This window comes from Azospirillum sp. A29 (genome assembly GCF_042604625.1).
Taxonomy (GTDB): domain Bacteria; phylum Pseudomonadota; class Alphaproteobacteria; order Azospirillales; family Azospirillaceae; genus Azospirillum; species Azospirillum palustre.
This window is the reverse complement of the sequence record NZ_CP170468.1, coordinates 26,265-50,790: the sequence shown is the minus strand read 5'-3', so window position 1 is coordinate 50,790 and position 24,526 is coordinate 26,265. Positions and strand designations below refer to the sequence as shown.

The window sequence follows — 24,526 nt, the reverse complement described above, 5'->3', positions numbered from 1 at the left end:
CCGTGCCTCCATTCTTGTGTAGGCGCACGGTATTTGGTGGGTTCTACCCTGTCAATAGTATCTACTCACCACCCATCATCAACTTAGGCGCCGTTCGCCGTGGACTCTGGTGATGGGGTGTGGACTCTGGTGACGCTCACCGGATGGCGGTGACGCGTTCACGGATTGGGGGCGGGGAGGGGTAGAGGGTGACGCCCCGGTCGTCCATCGTGACCACGGCCTCTGGATAGACTGCCAGAGCGGCCTCGAGAACGGCGCCGAACTTCGCCTTGAACTGGCGCACCAGCTTGTAGCCTGCGCCGAACTGCTGGTGCATCGCCGCCCAGGTCACCGGGGTCGGCTTGGACAGTGCATGGAGCCGATAGGCCAGCCATGTGTAGAGGTCGATGGCGGCGCTGTTGTTGGCGATCTGGCGCAGCGCCGTTTCGTTGACCGGCACCGGGTGGTCGAGCAGGGCCTGGAAGAAGTCGTCGGACAGGCGGACTGTATCGACCCAGAGGCGCGGCTGTTCGCTGTGGTCTTCAAGATCTTGCAGGCGGAAGCCGCCCTTGACGATGTTACCCTTTACGAATCCTGAGCCACGCTCGGTACGCCAGGTGAAGGTGAGGTTGCAGGCGGCGATGCGGTCGGCTTGGTCGCGCACCTCTTTGAGCGTCTTGCCGCCAACGCTGATGCCCATCCGGCCGAGCCAATCGCGCATGCTGGCGCCCAGCTCGACCTCCGGATTGTTGGTTTGTACGGCGCGGGTTTGCAGGTAGAGCATGATCATCCGAGCGCGGCTGCCATAGGGCACGCCGTGGACTCTGGTGACGCCATCAGCGTCGGGCAGGCTGCCGGGGTCGATAGTTAGGGTGACGTTATGACCATGCCGCTCCCACCGCTCACTGTTGCCAAGCTTTTTGTGTGGGAAGCTGGTCAGGCAGAAGCCTGAATAGGTAAAGGAGAGCGCAGGATCGTCCTCAGCCATCACAGCGGCCGCCATGTCGATGAGCTGCTTTCCTTCCGGTAGCAGTCGACGTGCTTCCGAGTGTCCGTGCTGCAATATCAGCTGATGAACGTTGCTCATGGCTGCCTCCCGGTCCGCACTGTGGCGTCTCGGTGTGACGAAATCAATGTGGACTCTGGTGACGCAAGCTATTTGGAAGTTATTTGGATCTTACTATTTGCTTCGTCACCAGAGTCCACGGGATAACTCCATATATGGCGAGTCGTGCGTCACCAGAGTCCACACGACCGTCACCAGAGTCCACAGGATAAGTTGCCGCTGGCCTTCTGTCACGATTGCAAATCGTCCGACTCGGGTGGTGTGGACTCTGGTGACGGCACGGTGGGGTCGAGGGCGGCGCGGTAGTAGTGGATCACGTAGGTCCGCACGGCTGAGGCAAAGTTGGCCGGTTCGCCGCCATGGGCGCGCACCAGCAGCTCCAGGCGGAAGAGTAGGGCGTTGCGGTGTAGGGTAATTAGAGGAGAGCGCGATGATTGTGCGCCAAACAACGCCAAGGTGAAACAGACGAAGAACACCGGCGCTGAACCTACTGTCCGTTATCCCGTCCGGCATCCAAGATGTCCGGACGCCCATCGAAAGTGGGCACTTCCGGACAGTTTTGGAGCTTGCCGTCAAATATCAATTTCCCGAAAAGTTGTCCTGGGGACCAGGAGGCAAGCCACCGTTCCAGTTCAGTTCACCCTTAGCGTCGTTTGGCGAACACCTATCGCGCTGTCCTCTTTTTGTCCCACCCGGCTTCTGGACGACTACGATGCCGTCGTCCAGGCATGCTGTGATGCCTGGAACGCTCTCACCGCAACACCGGAGCGCCTGCGCTCCCTCACCAATTATCCCTGGCTCCCATGTGTCAATGATTAGGCGCGGCGGTATTACTCAGTGCCGGCTCGTTCCACACAGGCGACAGTAGAACTGCCAAAGAAATGCTAGCAGACTGCCGAAATAGTCTGGCAAAGGAGGTAGGAGCACTTTGTGTTGTTGCCTAATTGCAAAGTCAGACACTGCATATTGCAGCTCCTGGACTCAGACAAGACTCTTCCATACACTGCTGGATCACCTTACCTTTTCACGTCCGCTGCGACGCAATCTACGGGTTATTTTAAATTTTATGTCAGTCAGTGCTTGTATCTTTAAAAGGGGTAACTCTCTTTCTTTTTTATCGCTAGTCTCTAGATAAGATTTCATTTGCTCTTCAATTTCCTCTTCTACCTGTTCTAATGCATCGACTCCTAATAAATCCAGTCCAAATCTTGTAAGCTTACACAGATGTATGGTTTCAACACCCTTCGTAGATATTGGTATATATATAAACTTTCCAACTCTCCATATGTTATCATTATATTCATCGTAATGTGGATGAACAATTGCAAAAGATTCCTTTTTGTTAGGATATCTTTTTACAGATTTGTTATGAAGTACATTCTGGTCTGACTTGAACCCGTTGCACGCTGCACATACCACAGCGAGGTTCTTAGGCTCAAAAGTGAATTGCGGGTGAGTTGCTCTAGGGACTATATGCTCAACATTCCACTCGTTCGCTCTATCGGTTGGATTTACTCTTCCACAAAAACAGCACTCATACGACTGTTGCAAAAGATAATGTTCACGCGCAAACTTTCTGATATCTTCAACTTCATCACGTTGCCAAAAAGACTTCTTTTCCTCTTTATTGGACGCTGAAAACAAATTTATAGTTTTATTATGTTCATCTCCAAATTTTACAGGCTGCTTAATCATGGTTTTCCACCTCATGAACTTCTAGTAATCCATCGATTAGAACTTTCATCGGGTCATCTTTATCTAGCTTTTCATGTATCATAGATACAACAGCCATCAAATTTTTATACTTACTATCATCAATTTCCCCTCGTGCTGCCTTCTTAAGTAACGTTGCGACAACATCACGCAGGTAGTAGTTGTTGTGTGCTGGGGATCTAAACGCCTGTACGAGGAGATAGTCCGATGATCGACCTGACATTTCAGTGGTTGGTATAGCTGCTGGCTTCGGGTTATCAAGAGTAACAAAAAACGAATTTAACTCAGGAACCTCCGATAAAACTAGAGGCGAATGTGTTGCAATTAGGTAGTGGCAACCAAAATAAGTACCAAATGCTTGCTTAAGAAATTCCATATATCGCATTTGCCATTCCGGGTGCAAGCTTATTTCTGGCTCGTCTATCAGTATGAGACTATCTTCTTTGATTACAGATGCTAGCCCAAAGAAAGCCATCATTACATTAATTTGGCCAGAGCTTGCATCCATAACATCGATCACGTCCCCGTCAATGTTTTGTATTTCTATTGAACGCAGGCCAACCAACCCAAATCGACGAAGCAAATATGCATCGTCGAGATAGGTCAAAAGATCAGCTATGGAGCTCTCGCGGTCATTAAGATCAAGAACAACTTCAGACCGCTTGTTGACCGTTTCCTTTCTCCTTCTAAACCGAATAATAGCTTGCTGAACTTTTTTTAAAGATTCAGGGTGGAGTCCTCCAAATCGGCGTATGCTATTAAGGGAAAATGAGTTATGTGACCTTTCCTGAAGATATTCAATGAAGTCATCTCTCATTGCAGCCTCGAATATCTCGCGGCCATACTTTGAATAGAACCTGATCTTTATGATAGGTCTTAAGCTAAGATAATTCAGAATAGTTTCCATTCTAGCTACGTTTTCTTCTGGTGAACAGTAGATCCGCGCATAGTTTTCAACGGTCTTGAATATCAACCCATGAGAACTGAGGCGACCCATACGTTCTTTCAATCCGATATAATGATAAAATCCTTCTACATCCTCGTCGTATTCGCTGTTGTCGTACAGATGTTCAAATGACCGACGATCTCTAGATAATGGAAACTTATCAAATGGAGATGTTGTAAGTGCGATAACCCTTTCTGGCACGTCGCACTCCGAAATTTCGCAGTACTCTTCGTCTTTAAATGACTTAATATTATCCTGCTCCGAAATTTTCAGGAGAAATTTATGACCGTTACATATATATTCTATTTCTGAAATTGAGAAATTTCGCCCAAAATTTTCACTAGCCTTTCTGTTGTCTTTCCCTACCACGCCAAGTTCCTTAAGATTTCTAATATAAATAAACACCCGCGCTATATCAGATATAAGTCGACTCTTACCGGTGCCATTGTTCCCAACCATAACACTGCATGTGGGTGAATTATTCATAATTATTCCGTGTGCCAAGAAGAGATCCTCACCGGCGGCGCCAGTAACTCTCCTAACTACCCTATTCAACCTAAACATGCTCTACACCTTCATGTTAGTTAAACCAACGAAATCTCTAGATTTTTGCTTTCGAGTGTTCTGAAACAGGTATCAGACATCTCCTCTCCAGCACGCTATCCTTCTCACAGCTTTGTGAAAGAAGTACCTTCCATTGTTGCGCATGATTTCATCACTCCGCCGAATCAGTTGTATTAAAGATTGTCTAAACAATCTGTAAGCGTTATAGAATATATTATAGATCACCTACTCTGCCGCGCGTTGCTCGCTCTCCGCGTCTCTGAACAAGCATTCCTAACCATTTCTCTTCTGGTAGTTCCCCCCTGTCACGCAGAGGAAATCTATTTCCAACACAGATAATTTCTGGATGATATTTTTTATCTTCCTTCCTATTGTATAATATCCGCCAAATATTCTGAGCAAGGGATCACGCCGGTCAGCAGCAGATGCTCGCGCGCCCGCGTGCAGGCGACGTAGAGCAGGCGCCGCTCCGTTTCATAGATATCGTCAAGTTCGGCTTCGTCGGCGGCATCTTCAACGCGCTCGTCGAACGGCAGAATGCCCTCGTCGCAAGCCATCACCACGACGGCGCGGAATTCCAGACCCTTGGCCAGGCTCATGGGAACCGTCACCATCGTCTCGGCGCCGGGCAACCCGTCGATCGCCGCCCGCGCGCGGACGACGAGCGGCGAGGTGCGGACGAACACGCCGATCTCATGACCCGCGATCCCCTCCTCCAGCCATGCCGCGACCGTGTCCCGGACGCCTGCGGCCTCGGCCGCGACGGTGGCGAAGGGTTTGACCTGCGGCGGCGGCCCGTCGAACACCGACACGATGCCGCGCCGCTCATCCTCCGTCCCGTCGCTGTCGCGCAGCACGGCCGGCAACAGCCGATCAGCCGCCCGGCGGATCTGTTGCGAAGTGCGGTAACAGACCTTGAGCGTGTGCGAACGGCCCCGCACATCGATGCCAAGGCTCGCCCAGGAATAGGGATGCTGGAATATCCGCTGGCCGATGTCGCCCGCCAGAAACAGGCTGTCCGGCCGGGCCGGCGCCAGCGCCGCGAAGAAGCGCAACTCGGCCGGGGCAAGATCCTGCGCCTCGTCGATGATGATATGGTCGAACGGCTTAGCGGAACGCCGCGTCAGCGCTTCCGCCAAGCCGGTGAACACCGCCGCCCAGGTCGTATAGCGTTCCGACGCCAATACCGACCGCACCGCCGCGAACACCGGCCACAAGGCCGCGCGCTGGTTGGGTCCGAGCCGGCTTTTGCGGCCCATGCGCGGGACGGTCGCATAGGCGTCGAGCGACGTCAGCCCCCAGGCATCGATGACGTTGCTCCATTCCGACAACAGGAAGCGCTCGGAAAAGCCCTTGAGCCCCGCCTCGGCCACCGCCGCACGCAACCGCTCCCTCAATACGGCATCCGAGGCGATGCGGGGACGCACACCATATTCAAGCTGATGCATCTCCTCTGCGATGCCGCGGAACGAGGCGGTGACGATGCGGGGCACCACCCCGCCGGTCTCGGGGGCAAGGACCAGCAGTTTCTTCGCCATGGCATCGGCGAGTGGTTGTGAAAAGCTTGCCAGCAGAATGCGGGCGGCGGGATTGGCGCGGGCAAGGCCGACGGCGCGGTGGATCGCCACGATGGTCTTGCCGGTCCCCGCCGATCCAGCCACCCGCGCCGGACCGGCAAAGGAACGCCCGACCAGCGCGCGTTGTGACGGGTGGAGGAAGACGCCCCATTTCTCCCAGGGATAGGCCAGCGCCTGTTCGAGTTCCTCCTGGTCGGCGATCAGGCGAATCCGGCGTAGCGCGTCCGGATGGGCGAAGGGATCGGCGGGAAGCCGCAGGGCCGGCGCGGGCGGCGCCAGCCGGCCGGTGACGGCATAATCGAGCAGGGCTTCGGCGGCCTCGGCCGGAAGATGGCCGGTCAGCGCGAAAAAGCCGTCTTCGCTCGCCGCCCGGACATCAGCCAACCAGTCGGCGGGCACGCCGACGGACAGCAGCGCGTCGTCGTCCAGCCCGGCGAACGGGCCCGGCGCATCGGCTTTCGCGCTCCTGACACTTGGCGGTGCACTGGCGGGCGGAGCAACATTTTCCACCCGCTCGCGGATCTCGACGATCTGGATCGCCCCGGTTCGCGGATGCGCCTCGATCCGCCGCCGCTCCGCCCAGCCATAGGCGTCGTCATGATGGCCGACATAGGCGACGAGCAGGCTGTCGGCGCTCCGGTGCACGATCAGCCGGATATCGCGGTTGACCCGCGCCGACCAGAAATTGGGATCCTTGCTGCGATCGACGCGATGGAGCCGAAGGCCGTTGCCGGCCGGGTCCATCTGCAGGTCGAAGACGCTCGCCTTCACCGCCTTCTGGTCGGGGCCGGATAGCCGGTTGAAGGAGGCGGTGAAGCTGTCGGCGATCAGGAAGTTCATCGCGCTCACACTCCGAACACTTTCATCACCTCGTCTCCGAAGTGGTTGATCACCTTGACCGCGATGCGGCCGCTGGCCGGACGCGGAAACGGCCGCGAGGTGTCGGAATAGAGCGTCGCCCAGGCCTCTTCGTCGATCTCGGCCTGGAGCGCGGTCTTCAGGCTCTTGTAGGGATCGTTGGCGCCGAGGAAATAGGCATGGCGGACGAAGAAGCTTTCCTCGTCATAGGCGGTGTCGATGAACCAAGCGGCGATGCCGGCGGTGTCGTTGGAGCGGATGTCGCCGGTGTTGGGATCGAACACGTCGACGCCGTTGACCTTGACGCGGATCTCCGGCCCGCCGTCGTCGAGGATGTCGACGTCCGGTTCGCCGAACACCACGAACATGTTGCCGCGGCCGGTGTTCTTCAGCTCCTCCGACATGTGCATGTCGGGGTTGATCCGCGCCTTGAGGATCTTGAGGCTGCCCAGGCTGCCGAGTTCGGAGGAGTGGGCGTCGAAATTGAAGGCGCAGGCGATCAGCACGTCGAAGCGGGCGTCCACCGCCTCGCGCGCGGCGGCGACGATGTCCTGGCGGCCGACGGTGCCGTATTCCGGGCCGATCAGCACGGCGGCGCGGCGTTCGGGACCGTTCCCGCCGTCTGCCGTCCTCCCTTCGATGAAAATGCCGCTGGCGCCGATGAAGTTTCCCGGCCAGGGCGTCAGGCTTTCGAAGACGATGCGGTCGCCCTTGTCCTGCTGCTTGACGCCCTCGGCCTTGAGGTAGTCGATGACGATGGCGGCGAAATCCTGGCCGGCGAGATCGGCGACGGCGGGCGAGCGGTTACCGGCGGCGGCATCGAGGGTCTCGATCAACTCGTCCTCGCCCGCCAGTGCCGCGCGGTGGGGCGACAGGCTTTCGACGGTGAACGGCCCGGCGACGCGGACGCGGGAATTGTCGGTGTAGGGCTTGTCGTAGAGATATTCGACCTCGGCGCGGGCGGCGATGCTGGCGTCGATCTCGCGCTGGCGGGCGATGCGGGCCTCCCACCAGCGGACATGCGGTTCGGCGGCGGCGGCAGGAGCGTTATCGGGCAGCACGCGGGGGATTTGCCAGTCCTCCCAGCTTTCGCCGGTGGCCGTGTTGAGCGCGGCGCGCAACGGCTCCAGCACCGCTTGCCATTTCTCCCAGATGTCATCGATCAGCGGGTTGTTGGCGATCGACTTGAGGGTGATGTGGGGCACCCGCTCATAGACGAAGCCCTGACGAATGTCGTTGTGGACCGGGCTGTCGGACGGCAGGCGCTGGGTGAGCGCGGCTTCCTTGGCGCGGCCCTCGCGGCTGTCGGCGAGCAGGTACCACGGATAGCGCGCCGCCATCAGGCGGGTACGCGCCAGCGCCAGCGCGACACGGCTGGTGTCGATGGTGATCCAGCGCCGGCCCCATTGCTCCGCGACATAGGCGGTAGTACCTGAACCGCAGGTGGGATCAAGCACGAGGTCGCCGGGATCGGTGGCCATCAGGATGCAGTGCTGGATAGCTTTAGTAGCTGTCTGCACTATGTACAACTTCTCGTCACCAAACCCACTTTGGCGAGTATCCTCCCAGATGTCGCTTTGAGGTTTATATGGGAAATCTTCTACGTACCGAAGATATGTAAGAGTATTTCCAATACCATGCAGTCGACCTGCCTTTTTAAGAGCATTCAGCCCTTTCTCGTTTGTGCTAAATGTCCTCTTCCCTGGAGTAAATTTACGGCCAAATACTGTAAACTCTCGAACATCATTTGGCTGCGGAGAACGAGCACTGGTAAGGGGATTTGGGCGATAGGCTTTTGATCCCTCTGGTAACGCAGCACGCCCAATTATTTCTTCAGCAACCATTGGCCTTCTAACCCCATCAGAAAGCTGAACAAATCTAATATTCATATCATCAAGATGGGAGCGCTCGATGAATAAAGGCCTATATTTTACGATGTCTCGATTTTTAGCAAACCACAATATGGCATCAAAAGTGTTGTCGAGAAGACCACTAGCCTTTCCAGTTGTTTTTCTAAAAATAATCTGCGAGCAAAAATTTCTATCACCAAAAATCTCATCCATCAACGCACGCACACGATGCACATTCTCATCGCCGATCTGCACAAAGATCGAGCCGCTCTCTGTCAACAGATCGCGCATCACGGTCAGGCGGTCGCGCAGATAAGCCAGATAGCTGTGAATGCCGTCCTTCCAGGTGTCACGGAACGCCTTGACCTGCTCGGGCTCGCGGCTGATGTCGGTCTGCCGGCCGTCCTGGACGTTGCGACTCTGGGTCGACACCTGCCAGTTCGAGTTGAACTTGATGCCGTAGGGCGGGTCGAAATAAATGCACTGGACCTTGCCGCGCAGGCTCTCGCGCTCGGCAAGGCTCGCCATCACCTGGAGACTGTCGCCCAGGATCATGCGGTTCGACCAATGCTGGTCGTGCTGGTAGAATTCGGCGCGCTGGTCGGGTTCGACGCCGTTGAAGTCGGCGAACAGGTCGGGCGCCTCGGTCCGCGCCTCGCGCGCCTGGGCGGTGCGGCGCTTGAGGTCGTCGATGATCGCCTTCGGGTGGATCTTCTCCTGGATGTAGAGCGGCGGCACGTTGACGACGAGGTCGGACCAGTCCTGCCGGTCCTTGCCGCGCCACACCAGCTGCGCGTCGGACAGCGTCAGCGTGCCGGTCTCGGCCAGTTCGGCCATCTGCTGCTCGGTGATGGTGATCCGTGCGCCGTTCCAGATTAGTTCGGGCACGCTCGGTTCCTGCTCTGTGCGCCGCGCGCCTTCGGGCAGGGGCCGGGTGCGCGGGTAATGCGCGGGCGGCATCGGCGCCGAATCCTCGTCGCGGCGGAAGAAGCTCTCCATCTCCGCCGTCGGGATGTTGCGCCGGGTCGCAGCCTCATGCTTTAGCGTGTCGACCGTCTTGCTCGCTTTGGTCGGGTTCGCCTTGGTGGAGCTTGCCTTGGCGGATTTGGGCGGGCGGGCCATCAGACGGTATCCTTGGACAGCAATTGATCGACCAGCACAGCGAAGTCTTCCTTCATCACCGCCCAGTCCCTGAATTCGGCGAAGCCCCAGCGGCCCCAGCCGCCGAGCGCGTTGACTCCTGGAACCCACAGGTCGCGGGTGGTCTGCGCCTTGGCCTTGTCGCTCTCGTCGCGCAGCCCCTTGACCTCCAGCACCAGGGTCAGCGGCGTGTCGCCGCCATCGTCGAGGCGGACGAGGAAGTCGGGCAGATAGCGCCGCATCGTGCCGCTTTCGAGATAGGGAATCTCGAAGCCCATCGCCTGGTTCTTGGCATACGCGAGGACTCGGGGGTGTTCTTCCAGCGTCAGCGCCAGCTGCTCTTCCCAGCTGCTGTCGAGCACGACATGGCTGATCTGGCATTTGGGCGGACGGGCACCGGTCGTCCAGCACGGCTTGGAGGTGATGAAATTGACATGGCGCGTCGAACCGCGCGGGTTGTAGGGATCGAGCACCGCCAGCATCCGCCCATCGCTGCCACGCGTGCAGGCGATGTCGATCTTCTCCGCGGCACGGGCCAGCTGGTCCTGGTAGAGGATGGCGCCGATCGGCACGCCGCGGGTGTCGAGATAGCCGCCGTCGAGCCAGCGGCGGGCAAGGCGCTGGATCTGCGGGAACAGGTGCTGCTTGGGAAAGCCGTCTTCGTCGCGGAAATGGGTGAAGAGCAGATGCTTGGCGAGGTTGTAGCTGATCTCCGACGGGCGCAGACGCTCCAGCACCTGCGGGGTGATAGTGACGCCGGCGCCGACGATCCCTTCCATCACGACGGAGGTCGGACCGATATCGGCCGGCGTGATCACCAGCCGGCTGTCCTCGGTGAACACCGCCTCCAGCCTGTCGGACGGCAGGTCGCGGCGATAACCGGTGACACGGGGAAAGACGATCTCCAGCCCGGCGCGCTCCCTGATCGCGTGGACGCGGGTTATCGGCTTCGGCTTGACCGGCTTCGTCGTTTGCGGCGCGGCGGCGAAGTCGAAGGGGATACCCATGATGTCGGCATATTCGACGTCGAACAGGCCGGTCTTCGGGTTGAGGTCGTAGGATTGGCGGCGCAGGCCGCGCCCGACCACCTGTTCGCACAGCAGCTGCGTCCCGAAGGCGCGGACGCCGAGGATGTGGGTCACCGTGTTGGTGTCCCAGCCCTCGGTCAGCATCGACACCGAGACGACGCAGCGGATTCGCTCGCCCAGCCGGCCCTCGCGGCCGACGGTGTTCATCACCTCGCGCAACAGGGCGCTCTCGCTTGCCTCGCCTTGGGCGCTGGCGGCACCGGCGCGGATGGCCATCTCGCGCTTGAACTGCTCGATCTCCGGTCCGGCGGCGTCGCGGAAGCTCTTGTCGAGCGCGTCGCCGGATTCGATCTGGCGGGAGTCGATCAGCAGGGTGCGCGGTCGCGGCAGCCGGGCGCCCTGGTCGTCGTAGTTGCGGAACAGTTCGAGATGCCCGGCGTGGAAGGAGGCGCGCTCGCCCTCCGCGGCATCGCCGCGCTCGAAGCCGGCGATCCATTCGAACACCAGCTTGGAGATCGCGGTGTTCTGGCACACCACGATGAACACCGGCGGCACCCCGATGCCGGCACGCCGCCAGCGCTCGAACTCACCCTCATAATGGCTGTAGAGCGCGTTGAGCGCCGTCTGGAGCTTCTGCGGCAGGCTGAACGGGCTGAGCTTGCCGGCCGCCGCCGCCGTCTTCGGCAAGTCCTTGCCGATATGCTGCCACAGGTCGCGGTAGACGACAGAATTGGTCTGCGCGAGGTTGTCGGTGACCGGCACACGGGGCAGCTTGACGATGCCGCTCTCGATCGCGTCCATCAGGCTGAAATCCGACACCACCCAAGGGAACAGGTAGCCCTCGGGATAGCCCGACCCGCGCAGGAAAAACGGCGTAGCCGACAGGTCATAGACTGCCCTGACCCCATTCGGCAGGGCGCGATCCAGCGTTTCGATGCCAGTGATCCACAGCCGGGCCGCCTCTTCGTTCGCGGCGGCCTCCTTCTTGTCATCGCCGGTCAGGGTGCCCTCGTCGTCGCCACCGACCTTGTGCCGGTAGCAATGGTGGGCCTCGTCGTTGATCACGGTGACGCGGTCGTAGGACAGCAGCTTGCCGCATGCCCTTGCCAGCATCTGGGCGTCGGTCTCGAGGGTCTTGATCGGTTCCCGCTGGTTGCCCTGCAGCAGGCTGCGCGAGATCTTGGTCGCCTCCAAGGTCTCGCGGTGCTGGAACGCGTGGTAGTTGGCGATCACAATCTCGGCACGCCGGATGTGCGGCAGCATCTCCGGCGGAACGATCTCGCGCGTTTCATAGTAATTGTCGGATTCGCTCGGCAGCAGCACGCGAAGGCGGTCACGGATGGTGATGCCGGGGGTGATGATCAGGAAGGCACGGGAGAAATTCTTGGAAGTCTTGTGGGCGGCGTTCACCGCCTGCCAGACGATCAGCATGGCCATGACCGTCGTCTTGCCGCTGCCCGTCGCCATTTTCATGGCAAGGCGGAACAGACCGGGATTGGCCTCCTCGTTGGCCTTGGCGATCTGATCGAGCAGTCCCTTGGTTACGGCACGCCTTGGCGCCACCTCTGTCAGCCAGATGATGGTTTCCACCGCTTCGATCTGGCAGAAGAACGGACGGGGGCCGGCGAAGCGATGATCGCGCCAGTGTTCGAGCAGCCGCTGAGTCGCTAAGGTCACACCCCAATCAGCGGGATTGCGCAGCGCGCGCCAACGCTCGACGTAACCGCGGATTTCGTTGATCAGCGCGTTTTCGCTGTAGGTTTCGATATTCAGCGACCCTTGGCCGGCCGGCCGCCTTTTGCGCGAGGCGGGGACAGGCACGATGAAGCGGGACGGACGGCGGCCTTTCCGGGGCTCGCTGTCGAGCGGTTGACCATCCTTGTCGAGAGGATGGTGCAATTCCGGCGCACGGTATGGTGAGTTCAGAATCGGTCGCTCGTAAAAGCTGTTCAACGGCTTATTCCTGCTTCACAATCATATGGCGTCAAAAACCCACGGCACCCTGCAAGAGAGTTAATACTTTTTCTTAGCTTTGTATGCAACTGGCCCCCTAACCCCAACACCGTGTTGTTAAGGCGATAAAACCGAAATCAATACCCTAGATACAGGGGATTATATTAAAAATGCTCCAACATGTTGTGTGTTGATGCCTTAAAGACACGGTATTGCCCCTAACCTGGGCAATTCACCAGAGCTGAAACTGGCGGCGGTGGGCGTGAGTTTAAGCCGCTGAATTCGGGTATGCTTTTGATGCTGAAGCAGCCTCACCACGGATCAATGGAGTTTATGCCCGCCATGGCCGGAGAGTACCGGGATTCTGCCCGGCCTGTCACCGGTTGCCGGCAAGCTGGTTCACGCCGCCTACGATGCCGGCGTTGTGCTGCTGGCCGAGATTGATCGGCGGCTCGGGATTTGCGAGCGCCTAGCGCGCTGCATCGAGGATCCGCGCACTCCCAAGCGCATCCGGCACACGCTGGCGGAGATGATCCGCGCTCGTGCGCTTGTTACCTACCCTCTCGTCCTGCGCCGCCCCCCTGGATCAGAGGACATCGCGACATTTATTCGGCAGACAACGCTAAGTTCGAACAAATGTCGCGATGTCCTCGATCAGGCCTCCACGCCCGCCATCCGCCCTCATCATCCCAACGACCGCCGATAAGTGTCTTTTGTCGGCGATCGTCGGCTTGACGCCGCCGCCGCCCTCGGCGACCCTGTCGCGCCCGCCCAACCCGCGCCGAGACCCTGCCCGTGCCGCTTCCCGCTCCGCTGCCCCCGGACACCGCCCCGGCGCCGACGATCGCCCTCGATGCCGACGCCGCCGAGCGGCTGCGCCGGCTGCGCGCCGAGGCCACCGCCGCCAACACCGCGCGGGCCCAGCGCAGCGACACCCGCTACCTCACCGCCTGGGCCGAGCGGCGGCTCGGGCTCGACCTCACCGACCCGGCGGCCCTGCCGCTGCCGGCCGAGACGGTGGTGACCTTCGTCCTCGACCATGTCGACCTGACCGGCGACGGCATCAGCCTGCCGGCCACCGTCGACGCCGCCCTGGTCGCCGCCGGGGTGAAGCGCCGGCCCGGCCCGCTCGGCTTGGCCACCACTGAACGCCGGCTCGCCACCCTGGCGGCGCTGCACCGCGCCCGCGGGGTGCCCAGCCCCACCCTGCATCCCGGCGTGCGCGACCTGCTGCGCCAAGCCCGCCGCGCCCTGGCCGCCCGCGGCATCACCCCCCAGGCCAAGCGCGCCGCCACCCGCGACGAGGTGCTCGGGCCGATGCTCGATGCCCTGCCCGACGATGCCCGCGGCCTGCGCGACCGCGCCATTCTTGCCGTCGCCTTCGCCAGCGGCGGCCGCCGGCGCTCCGAGCTGGTAGCGCTGCGTCTGGCCGACGTCACCGCGGCCGGGCGCGACTTTACCCTGCGGATCCGCCGCTCGAAGACCGACCAGCAGGGCGCCGGCACCGACGTGCCGGTGAAGCGTGCCGCCGCCGACGCACTGCGCCGCTGGCTGCGGCTGCTCGCCGACCAGGGCATCACCGACGGGCCGCTGTTCCGTGAGCTGTCGCGGCGCGGCCGGGTGGTGCGGCGGCGGGGCGCGGAGGGCGGGGCCAAGCCGCTGGACGGGCGGGTGGTGGCCGAGGTGGTGAAGCGCGCCGCCCGGGCCGCCGGCCTGGATCCGGCCGCCTACGCTGCCCACTCGCTGCGCTCGGGCTTCCTCACCACCGGCGGGCGCGACGGCATCCCGCTCGACCTGCTGATGCAGCTCTCCGGCCACAAGAGCCACCGCATCGCCGCCCGCTACTTCCAGGCCGGCGCCGTGCACCAGAACCCGGCCGCCGACCTGCTGTAGAGGAGCACGCGGTATTGTAGAATTTGTCGGTCTCAGGCGTTGATGGGAACGGAACGATCTTCGGCGACCAAGTTGTGCTGATAAATGGCAATGCAGCTGGCTTTTGAGCGAGAAGAATCTGTGAATGTCGTCTCTTCATGAGACGACTTCGCAATGCTGACAGCCCCCGCCCTGGTTGGCCGGGTTTCCAAATTGTCAGCCCTGCAACGCCGAGGTGGTGACCCTAACTAACAAGCTCTTAGGCCTCCTCTCGCTCACTGCCGCAGAGGTCGAAAATTGCTTTTGATGGCGGATTCCGCAGAGCATATATCCGGCGCTTGCACTCACCTATTACGCAAAAATTCAGATATAACACCCTATCAACCTGCAAATTATCGTGCTATGAACGCATCAGGCTGGGCTTTGATGCGCTGTTTATCTGATGGAGTAAAAAATGGATGGGCAGATCCCGACATCGTTGCTGCGCATGGCGCGTGAGAAATCTGGGATGAGCCAGGGAGCCTTGGCGGCGGAACTGGGTGTAAGCGGAAGTGTGGTTTCTCGGCTGGAATCATCTGACCGAGCCGATGGGAAGATGGCGCAACGGTATCTCGTTGCTTTGAAAACGGAACTCGCCGCTGAGATCATCCAGTTTTTTACAGACCGGTGGCGTCATATTGAACGGCCCGATTTCCTGCATCCGGAGCGGGACGTGATTTGGAGCGCGGAACGGGCTTTGCAAGCGCTTGCCGAGTTTGAAAACGATGCGCAGTTCGATGTTATCCTTCGGGATCCCCTCACCCAACTACGTGCCAGAATTCTATCCGAAGTCGACTTCGTCAGGCACATGGAGCATGGTATAGCATTTGTAGGTGACATCGGCGTAGGCAAGACGACGGCCCTCTCGTTTGTCACCAATCTAGTAGTCGGCGACAGCGAAAAGCAAAAAAGCGTATTCCCTACCGGGAGCGGCCGCACAACTGTGTGTGAGGTGGCCATTAAAATTGCTCCTGCGTTTGGCATTGCAGTGGATTGCCTGACAGAAGAACAGATCCGAGGGTTGGTGACAGACCTTGTGAATGGGCTTGTGTGTGGGAAAAACGGCCCTCCAAGCGAGATCGAGCGCGTTATACGCAATATGGCGGATGTTCGTCGAATTACTATCCGAGCTAAAAACTCATCTGAAAAGCCTGCTACTATCGATTATCTGAAGAAGCTCATTGAATCATTCAGCGATGTCGAAGGTATTATCGCCGAAGTAATGGCTCGGATGAAACTTGAAAGCCGTACTGAGACGCAGTTAATACTGTCAAAAGATACTGAAGGAAGTATGGAATGGTTGGCTGAAAACATCAGCAAGATAAACTATGGGCAACACCCTAAATTCTCAGTTCCGCAGCGGATAACCGTTCTATTGCCGCTTGAAGCGCTAAGGGAAACACCTTACCTGATCAGCGTTATCGACACCAAAGGTGTCGAAGGCACTACTCAGAGGCCAGACTTGATGGCCCAAATTGAGGACTCCAGAACGGTTACCGTTCTATGCTGTAAATTTCCAGACGCTCCTGGAAATACGCCGCTTTCGATTATGCGGGAGGTCGTCGAGACGGGGTCTGACGCACTGGATGCCGAGCGTTTGTGCCTGCTCGTTCTTCCCCGGGAAGATGAAGCCCTAAAGATTGTCGATGACTCCGGGACTACCCCTACAACCACCGAAGAAGGATATGCGATTAGAGAAGCTCAAATTGATCAGCAGTTTGTCACTGATGGCTTGGTCAATATTCCGGTGAATTTCTATCAGGTCGGCACGGACGAGCCTGAAGACGTATGGCTGTGGCTAACCTCGCGCATTGGTGCGATTAGAAAAGCAAAAGTGGAGCGCATCCGACGCCATGTCATGGCGGCAGAAGATCTCGTTATCAACGCCGATGTCGCTAAAACGCGACAAGCTCGACGCACCATTGCGGAAGCTATAAGTAAATCTGCTGAACGCTTTAGGGAGTTGCCAAATGCTATTAGACCAGCCCATGCCAATCTAGTTGCAGAGGCCAAAAAGACGCACCAGAGTTCTGTGGCTGCCTCGGTGAACCGTCGAGGGGTCTGGGAAAATTTCCCTGTCGCGCACATACTTGGTCAAGGTGTTCGCATCGATGCAAACCTCCGAACCCGCGATATCTTCGTTCGTATTGATGAAACGATAGAGGGCTTGAAGGCCAACTTTTCGCATCTAGCGGACATAGCGCAGTTTCTTGAAAACCTTAAAGAAAGCGTCACGGAATGGCGCAAGGAGTTTCTGTCCCGTACCGCTCTTGCGGGTCGAACTCTGTTCGCGCCTCACTTGATCCAAGCTAGCGCCATGTGGTCACAGTGTGAGGCGAGATATGGAGCGGGTGGAGGATACCGTGTGAACGTCGCGGATATTTTCCAGGCCCATTTCGAAGAGGATCAGACGGCAATTGCGACCTTGAAAAAAGTTGAGGGACAGGTTGTAGCGATTTGGTCACAAATTGTTATCGACCCTCTGGAGGCGGCGGCTTCGTTCAGTGATGACGAGTAGTTAGTTGCCGTCCCGGCTCGGCTCTAATCTGTACACAGTGATAACGCCCGCGCTGCCGATTTAGGGGCGCGGGCGTTATCATTGCGATTGACGCACGCTCGACTGAACCGCGTCGAGTTTCCCGGAGACTCCTTTCTGAAAGAATGGGGGCATCATGACAAAACCGGCATCACCCAAATACGCCTCTGAAGTCCGCGATCGGGCGATGCGGATGGTGTTCGAGCACGAAAGGGTGACGCTATAGAACGGGCAGAAAACTACGCCAAGCGGACAGAACCGGAACAGATGGTCAAATTGGGCCGGATGAAACCTGCTTCCATCCAATTTCGGGAATAACTTGTTGTCTTCTTGACGCGCCCGCGCATTAGGGTGCAGATCAAAAGCGATTAGAGATGAGGAAGATCAAGGGGTTTAACCCACTCGGCTGGGGTTTTAGTAAGAGCTATTAGGCACGCAGGCTACGGATCAGAACGACCAAAGACACAGCTGCGGTTGCCACACCCAGCCACTCCTTCACCGCTAGCGCCCAATCCCTTGCATCTTTCGCGAGGCCCTCGCTCATGTCCTTTTCAGCCTTTGACGACATTATCATCCTCCTTCTCATCCAGCGTCGAGAGCAAGGCAGCAACGCCGCAATCTTCCGTCGCTACGTTACCTGCCAATTCCATGTGGACGGCCGTCCTTGCCACATCGTCCGCCCGCTGCCGGGATTCGGCGTACAAGCGCTCATGATCTGCCAGCGCCTGCTTGTGGGCGTTTTCACGCCACGCCCTAAACGAACTCGTAAGGTGCGCCGCCCTATAGTCCAGTTCATCAAGAAATGTACGATCCAGTTCTAGAGCGCTGTAGTTCGCACTTCTCTCGTATTTGGCCTTACGGTCAAGTAGGACGCCCTCGACAAGCGCCAGTACCGTATTTAACATATTCGGCGGGCATAAAATTTCTGCGTGGTCAATTTTATATGGCAAGAACTGGTTTTCAATCTCCATAATTCTGTATTCTGTCAACCACTCTGTCAGAGTCCTAGCGTCAATGCGCTCGAGTCGCATTCTTTGAATTATTTTGCCATCGCTGCCAGGCACCGCTACAGGCGCTCTATAGATGATCGGTGGCAGTGTTGATGCCCAATAGCGTCTGGAGTCGTTATTAGCCAACTCCTCTGGGATCTTTACCGTTTGGTTGTTAACGATCTCAAACGAAACCGTCCGCAAGGCTTTGCGGCCGTCGTGAACCCCGGAGTGGCGGTTTAGCACATGCCCTGTGCCGCGTCCTGCTGGCGGCGGGAAACCTAGCCAGAACCATGGTGCGTCACGGTAACGCCACTTGGCCTGCCCAGTCGGCCAAATGCCTATATGACTGTCAAAGCGCAGATAAGGGATCACGCAACCGTGCTGGAAGCCCAAGGTTAAGCTGATGTGCTCGACCCATGCGATCTCGCCATCCACCTCGTCGCCATCGACTGTCAAACGCGCCGTCGCTGCGGAGCGCACGATGCTCGTCAGGAGCACACTTGGCCACGTCCAAATCTCGGAGTGCTCGAAACATGCAGGGTCGCCGCCCAGATCGCACTTCCATCCGACGACCTCGCCCGTTTCGTGAGCCCATGACGGCATCGCGCGCAGGGCATATATGTCGCGGAAATAGGACTCCAAGCCATAGCGGAGTTCGATCTCCCTCAGCTTAGTGCGCAGCAATTCGGCCACCCGGACCGCGGGTTCAGATTCGGTCTCCATGCGGGTAGCCGCTTGGTCGAAGTGGCTGACATCGCGAGTCAGTTCCAGGATAGCTCTTGATTCCGTCATGCCGGAGATGTATGGCACCGCCGCCAAGGCAATTCTCAAGTATCCCCGCGGATCAGCACGCAGCGTCGCATTCATCTTGCGCTTATCGTCAGGGCAGATCCGATAATAGGCCAGATAGTTTTCCGCCTTCGCAGTGCCGTCGTCGGTTTCGTCCTTCTTGGTCTTGTAGATGCCCGCCTTCTTTGCGATGTCACGCAGGACAGTATTTCTTCTATTTTTACCGCTGCTTGACTTCATCCTCTCCTTAACGCGGTCGAGGATAAGTCCGAGGTTCTTTGCGATGCTGATGCGCACCTTAGATGGCAAGCTACCTTTGTAATTTTCGATCGCCCGGCGGATACGCTCTGCCGGAGCGTCTTCTGCCTGCTTCACGAGATCGGCGACGGTCTCGGCTGCCGGATCCTGGGCACTCTTGTCCATATCCATCATGCTCCTCTCCCTTCACCGAATCCCGCGGCGGTAACGCCGCGACCGTTTCGACCGCCACATCCACAATGCGGTCATCACGTCACCGTCAGCGGCCACAACGACCGCCATACGCCGCAGCGCATTGATCTGCGACCGGGGTGTGCCTTCGGCAGCAAGCTCTGCCGCCGCATGGCGCGATAGCGTCACGCTCCGCGCTCCGCCGCCCACCGGAAGCTCTCGCCCCCAAGTCAGCACCGTCTCGATGTCCACGGGGGAGATGCCCCGCTCGTCTATCCGTAACCGCGCATGCGCTGTCATTACCGTCATGGCAAACCTCCGTTTCGTCGCCAACGGCAGGATTTTGCGCTACTCGCCGCCATACTCGGCCATCCAAGGCACTGTTGAGTGAAAAGAAATTGAGTAGCTAATAGGGCTCTATTTGCATGGCTCAAATCAGCTAAGCTGTATAGCTGTATTTAAAGTTTCGAGCTTGGTCAGTCGGGGGGACATCTGCAGCCGACCCTTTGCCGGGGTGACCCAAGAATGTTTCTAAGCCGCTGTTCGACGAAATGGGGGCCATCGGCACGCTGCCGGTGGCCGTGACAACGCACACTACATCCAGGACCTGCTGGACGCGCGGCTGCGGGAGGTCTGGCTTCCGACTCGCTTTGTCGCTTCACAAACGCCACGGTATCGCCGCCCGCTACTTCCAGACCGGCACCGTGCACCAGAACCCGGCCGCCGACCTGCTGTAGGTCGAGAGGAGCTCAACGACTGCGACGCAGATGGCGAAAAAACACGGTCAAGAAAAAGGCCGCCACCAAATAGGTGCGGCCTTTCAGGTTTCGGTTCGGGGAGGATGAGAACCTGAGATGACCATAGGCTTCTCCACGTTAATGCTCTGTGAACAGCACCACAAATCCGCCCTTCTACTCCCTTATTGTAAAACCTTGATCAGAACAGCGGGAGCTGGATGCGCCCGCCATCGTCCGTGTGGGCTTTGGCGGCGCACACCGCGGCGTCCTGAGCGCCGGTCATCGTCCGGGCACTTCCAGAGCGGACCGGCTCTCCAGCAACGGTGACGGTCCAGCTCCACAAATCCGGCCCGCGCCAGACCACCGCCAGATCGCACCCATGCATCCGCGTCACCGCGTGGCGTGTCGTCCAGGTCGTTGTCGTTGGCATGCCGGCCCCTCCACAAGCTGCGGCTCGCTGTACCACAGGACGACGGTGGCCAGTAAGCACGCCATGTGGAAGCGGTCATCTGAGCAGATGCTCGCTTGCGCCTGCGCACTTGCTGATGCGGTTCTCCGGCCACAAGAGCCACCGCATCGCCGCCCGTTACTTCCAGACTGGCTCCGTTCACCAGAACCCTCCCGTTGACCTGCTGTAGGTCCGAGGAGCGCATTGTTCAGTGAGCACCCGTTGCGCTGCCGCCAATCCACGCAAATTCCAGACAGCACACTGAAATCTACTAGTTTATGGATAAGCTAAATTTCAACCTTAGAGAATGACTCTCATTTCTCTTTTGTTCATTTCTGTTATGTAATTAACCAACACCAATCTCGAGTGGACGCAAAAATCTCTCTGATTGATATAGCGGGTTGCATTCCGATAGCCGCCTGTGGCATTTGAAACTGGTGCACGGCAAGAGTGTGCAACTAGGTTAAGAGCGTGTGATGCTATTCCCGGCGCAGTTCATCCCGAAACACCGGATCATCATCGACACGTGCTCGCTTATGGACCCGGTGGGTCGAGAGTATATCGCCACGGGACTCTGGCCGCTGCTCAAGCAATCGTCTCGCAGGCTGGTGATTCCAGAACGGGTTTGGGCGGAACTGCAGCGCTTGTCGACGTCCGGAGACGGTGATCGGGAGCGTCTGGCGCAGGCGGCCAAGACCTTGGTTGAGCGGCTACGAGCTGACGGATGCGCAGAGGTTTTTGGCGACCCTGGTGATCCGTTCGCCGATGCAGTGATCGCCTCGGTGGTAACGCGGTACCGGACCAAACTCGATATGCTGGTCATCACACAAGACAGGGCCCTCGCTCAGCTCCTTCTCGGCATCCGAAACGCCGACGCAATCAACTCCCGTTTCGATCTTACGATCGCCCGTATCCGTACATCGGGGCTTGAACAGTGGCAGGCGTCCGACACTGCCTGGACGAAGTCGCATGGGCCAGCCTCCAGCAACCATGCTCCCAGGTCCAAGTCTCAGCCCAAGCCGAAACCGGCAGCCTTCGCACTCCCGGCTCAAATTGTGGCGGGAACGCCGCAGCCAATCCGGGTGTCTACGATCCCCGGAGAGGGTCAGACCGTTGCGACAGAAGCAGGGATGGCCTTCACCCTTGGACGGGCGCTCGCGAATGGTGGTGAGGGCACCATCCATGAATTGGGTGGAGGAAAGGTCGCCAAGATTTACAAGGCTGAACGCCTCACAGATCGGACGCTTGCCAAGTTGAAGATCATGACGGCTAAGCCAGTGTCCGTCCGCGGCGTGTGCTGGCCGGAAGACGTGCTCTACAACAGCCGTCGTGAGCCGGTCGGTTATCTGATGCCCAAAGCAGAAGGCATTTCACTGGACACGTCCGTCTTCAAGAAGCCCCTTCTGCAGAAAAAACTACCGGAATGGAAGCGCGTAGACCTCGTGCGTGTTGCCATTCGAGTCGCAGAGATCGTGGGCGAATTGCACAGCCGCAACGTGATCATGGGTGACATCAACCAGGGCAACATCCTGGTGAAACCTGACGGAACAGTCACGTTCGTTGATCTGGATTTGGCGCAGATCGATGGTTACCCCTGCCCCGTTGGCATGATCAACTTCACACGTCCGGAACGGCATGGCCGGGACTATTCGACGTACCTGCGTGACTTCGACGACGATCGGTTCGCACTCGCCGTCATGCTGTTCATGATCCTGGTTCCTGGAAAGCCTCCCTACTCGCACGCAGGCGGCGGCGATCCAGGTGAAAACATCCGCAAGAGGCATTTCCCCTATCCTTTCGGCCAGCGGGGCAGCGACGGTGTGCCTGACGGTCCCTGGCGCTTCATCTGGAGCCACTTTTCACACAAAGTGAAGGAAGCCTTTCACCGCGCCTTTGCGGAGGGCGTGTTGATGGAGCCTGCCGAGTGGATGAAGGTCCTAAAGACCTATGAGTCGGCGATCACCAGGGGGAAGATGGATCTTGAGCAAGGCAACGAGATCTTCCCAACCCGGATTAAACGCCTCTCAGCAGAGGTTCAAAGCCTCTTCAACATCCAGCAGAAGGAGATGGTCGAGTTCTCCTGCCGGACATGTTCCAAAACCTTCGAAATGGCCCGCTCGCGGGTTGACCGGCTGAACTTCACGCCAGACCGATGCCCCGACTGCAAGAAGGCCGCACGCCTGCAGCGTGATGCCAGCTCCGCCGATGTTACGTCCTCGGGCCCGACAAAGTCGGTTCTACGACCAACTGCCGGCGCCCTGCGACAGCCGACTGGTACACAGAGCCGGCCAAGGCCGTATGTCAATCCAACTCGGAGCGCGCCACCACGGATGGGACCGACGCCAATCTCGCCGCCCTCCTGGAACGCCCCGGGCGAAGGGCTGCTGATAAAACTCCTCCGAAAATTGTTCGAGTGAACATCGATGTCCAAAAACGAATTGATCCTCAGCCATCATGAGCTGATTGAGAACCCCACAGCCCGCGTCCCCGTTTGCCTAGTACTGGATGCCAGTCCATCCATGAGCCAACGGCACCGTGGCGACCAGATGACGGCGATCGAAGCGCTGAATGCCGGAGTGAAGGCGTTTTACGACGCTGTCGCAGACGACGAGATCGCGCTGTATTCCGCTGATGTCGCCGTCATCAGCTTTTCCGAAATGGCGAAGGTCGAGGTTGATTTCGGGTCGGTCGAGCGCGGTACTCCTCACATCGATATCCATGATGGCGGTGGCACATCAATCGGAAGCGGGGTGAACGCCGCGCTCAATCTTCTGGAGCAACGTAAGCAGCAGTACAAGGAAACGGGGGTGGATTATTACCAGCCCTGGCTGGTGCTGATGACTGATGGCGCGCCAACGGACAAAACCCACATCGAGGCTTCCAGAAAAGTTGTCGATCTCATCAACAGGAAAAAGTTGACGATCTTCCCGATCGGCATCGGTTCCGAGGCAGAGCTTGGCACGCTGGCCATGTTCAGCCCGACCTGCCCACCGCTGCGGCTCCAGGGACTGCGGTTCGCCGAATTCTTCGAGTGGCTGTCCAAGAGTGTGGCGGCGACCTCGCGCTCGACGCCCGGTGAAACAGTGAAGCTGGACGTCGAGGGGATAAAGGGCTGGGCGGAACTGTAACAATGAAGGCGACCCTAGTGCCACGCGGTGGCTTTGCCGTGCAGATCGGCCGCGCCCATCAGGCCGGAGGATTGCCGTGTCAGGATGCGGCAAGACTGCGGCGCATCAGGCGTTCTGGCTTCGTCACCGCGGTAGCGGATGGCGCCGGCAGCGCACGCTATGCCGCCGATGGTGCTCGGGTCGCGGTCAAGGCTGCGGTCGAGGCATTGGAAAAGAATCCGCGCGCGGTGCTGGCGCAGGCGGACCATCGGTATGTTCTCGATCATGTGCGGGAACGCATGGCAGCGCGGGCGGCAGAAATCGGCTGTGATCTTCGTCAACTCGCCTCCACCTTGATGGCAGTCCTCGCGCACAAATCGGCTGAAGGGGTGGACTGGCTGGCGTTCCACGTCGGGGATGGCGTGATCGCTGCCGATTTTGGCACGGGCCCTGAAGTTCTCAGCCGGCCAGAAAACGGAGAGTTCGGGAACTCGACCTACTTCGTCACCGATGCCAGTGCACACGATCATTTTCGCGTCTACCGCGGCAGCGCGCCATGGTCCGCATTTGCCCTGATGACGGACGGTGCGGCAGAATGCCTGTATCAGCGTTCGACCAGAAAGCTCGCCGGCGCCGTCGGTACCATGTTTGATTGGTCACGGAGCCTAGACGCTCGACGGTTCACCAAAGCGCTGGAACAGAATTTGGCTTCGGTCATCGCCCCACGGACCACCGACGATGCAACACTGTCTGTCGTCTGTCTCGGCCCTCGAATGGGCACAGTGAAGGATGTGCCGCCTCGCGCATCAGCAGTGCACACGGGTGTAGGGCCATAACCTTCAGCGCCGCTCTCTGCAGGAACAGTGCCCAACAGCGGTATATTGGGCTCCGCCAGGAACGAGG

The 24,526-nt window shown here is 58.6% G+C and carries 16 protein-coding genes; 6 read left to right on the top strand and 10 right to left on the bottom strand.

The features are described 5' to 3' along the window. Positions 1-136: 136 nt before the first annotated feature. The 7 genes from ABNQ38_RS34075 to ABNQ38_RS34045 all read right to left on the bottom strand — a co-directional run bounded on the left by ABNQ38_RS34075 (position 137) and on the right by ABNQ38_RS34045 (position 12,674). Entirely contained in the window at positions 137-1,066 is a 930-nt protein-coding gene (locus ABNQ38_RS34075; RefSeq protein ID WP_377811152.1) for a replication protein RepA, read from the bottom strand. Between the two features lie 209 nt (positions 1,067-1,275). Then, a complete protein-coding gene (locus tag ABNQ38_RS34070) occupies positions 1,276-1,521 on the bottom strand; it encodes a hypothetical protein (protein ID WP_377811151.1) in 246 nt (81 codons plus the stop codon). A 535-nt stretch (positions 1,522-2,056) separates the two neighbouring features. After that, positions 2,057-2,740 carry an HNH endonuclease gene (locus ABNQ38_RS34065; protein ID WP_377811150.1) on the bottom strand — a complete coding sequence of 228 codons (684 nt, stop codon included), beginning with the start codon at positions 2,738-2,740 and terminating at the stop codon, positions 2,057-2,059. After that, positions 2,733-4,268: an AAA family ATPase gene (locus ABNQ38_RS34060; protein ID WP_377811149.1), complete on the bottom strand. Its 1,536-nt coding sequence runs from the start codon at positions 4,266-4,268 to the stop codon at positions 2,733-2,735. Before ABNQ38_RS34060 ends, ABNQ38_RS34065 begins: the two co-directional genes overlap by 8 nt. Positions 4,269-4,636: 368 nt before the next feature. Beyond that, positions 4,637-6,685: a UvrD-helicase domain-containing protein gene (locus ABNQ38_RS34055; protein ID WP_377811148.1), complete on the bottom strand. Its 2,049-nt coding sequence runs from the start codon at positions 6,683-6,685 to the stop codon at positions 4,637-4,639. 5 nt (positions 6,686-6,690) lie between these two features. Continuing rightward, entirely contained in the window at positions 6,691-9,675 is a 2,985-nt protein-coding gene (locus tag ABNQ38_RS34050) for a site-specific DNA-methyltransferase (RefSeq protein ID WP_377811147.1), read from the bottom strand. Beyond that, positions 9,675-12,674 (bottom strand): BPTD_3080 family restriction endonuclease, encoded by a 3,000-nt coding sequence (locus tag ABNQ38_RS34045; protein WP_377811146.1) that lies wholly within the window; start codon positions 12,672-12,674, stop codon positions 9,675-9,677. Before ABNQ38_RS34045 ends, ABNQ38_RS34050 begins: the two co-directional genes overlap by 1 nt. Before the next feature lie 424 nt (positions 12,675-13,098). On the opposite strand from ABNQ38_RS34045, the gene ABNQ38_RS34040 reads away from it, so the two are divergent. The 3 genes from ABNQ38_RS34040 to ABNQ38_RS34030 all read left to right on the top strand — a co-directional run bounded on the left by ABNQ38_RS34040 (position 13,099) and on the right by ABNQ38_RS34030 (position 17,103). Continuing rightward, positions 13,099-13,380: a hypothetical protein gene (locus tag ABNQ38_RS34040; RefSeq protein WP_377811145.1), complete on the top strand. Its 282-nt coding sequence runs from the start codon at positions 13,099-13,101 to the stop codon at positions 13,378-13,380. 89 nt (positions 13,381-13,469) lie between these two features. Then, on the top strand, positions 13,470-14,567 hold the full coding sequence (locus ABNQ38_RS34035) for a tyrosine-type recombinase/integrase (protein ID WP_377811144.1): 1,098 nt from the start codon (positions 13,470-13,472) through the stop codon (positions 14,565-14,567). A gap of 433 nt (positions 14,568-15,000) precedes the next feature. After that, the gene (locus ABNQ38_RS34030; RefSeq protein WP_377811143.1) at positions 15,001-17,103 is read left to right on the top strand and encodes a multiprotein-bridging factor 1 family protein; all 2,103 of its coding nucleotides are present in this window, start codon (positions 15,001-15,003) and stop codon (positions 17,101-17,103) included. A 569-nt stretch (positions 17,104-17,672) separates the two neighbouring features. Here the strand turns inward: ABNQ38_RS34030 and ABNQ38_RS34025 are convergent. From ABNQ38_RS34025 to ABNQ38_RS34015, 3 genes are all read right to left on the bottom strand, one after another. Continuing rightward, positions 17,673-19,334 carry a hypothetical protein gene (locus ABNQ38_RS34025; protein ID WP_377811142.1) on the bottom strand — a complete coding sequence of 554 codons (1,662 nt, stop codon included), beginning with the start codon at positions 19,332-19,334 and terminating at the stop codon, positions 17,673-17,675. 12 nt (positions 19,335-19,346) lie between these two features. Then, complete coding sequence (locus ABNQ38_RS34020) at positions 19,347-19,640, bottom strand: hypothetical protein (RefSeq protein WP_377811141.1); 294 nt, start codon at positions 19,638-19,640, stop codon at positions 19,347-19,349. A gap of 627 nt (positions 19,641-20,267) precedes the next feature. Then, positions 20,268-20,498, bottom strand: coding sequence for a hypothetical protein (locus ABNQ38_RS34015; protein ID WP_377811140.1), 231 nt, complete (start codon positions 20,496-20,498; stop codon positions 20,268-20,270). A 494-nt stretch (positions 20,499-20,992) separates the two neighbouring features. Here ABNQ38_RS34015 and ABNQ38_RS34010 point away from each other — a divergent pair, with 494 nt between their 5' ends. Genes ABNQ38_RS34010 through ABNQ38_RS34000 form a run of 3 tightly spaced genes read left to right on the top strand, consistent with a single transcriptional unit; the run spans position 20,993 to position 24,459 of the window. After that, positions 20,993-22,933 (top strand): hypothetical protein, encoded by a 1,941-nt coding sequence (locus tag ABNQ38_RS34010; protein ID WP_377811139.1) that lies wholly within the window; start codon positions 20,993-20,995, stop codon positions 22,931-22,933. Positions 22,934-22,939: 6 nt separating this feature from the next. Continuing rightward, positions 22,940-23,644, top strand: coding sequence for a VWA domain-containing protein (locus ABNQ38_RS34005; protein ID WP_377811138.1), 705 nt, complete (start codon positions 22,940-22,942; stop codon positions 23,642-23,644). A gap of 2 nt (positions 23,645-23,646) precedes the next feature. Further along, positions 23,647-24,459: a PP2C family serine/threonine-protein phosphatase gene (locus ABNQ38_RS34000; RefSeq protein ID WP_377811137.1), complete on the top strand. Its 813-nt coding sequence runs from the start codon at positions 23,647-23,649 to the stop codon at positions 24,457-24,459. The last annotated feature ends 67 nt before the right edge of the window (positions 24,460-24,526 follow it).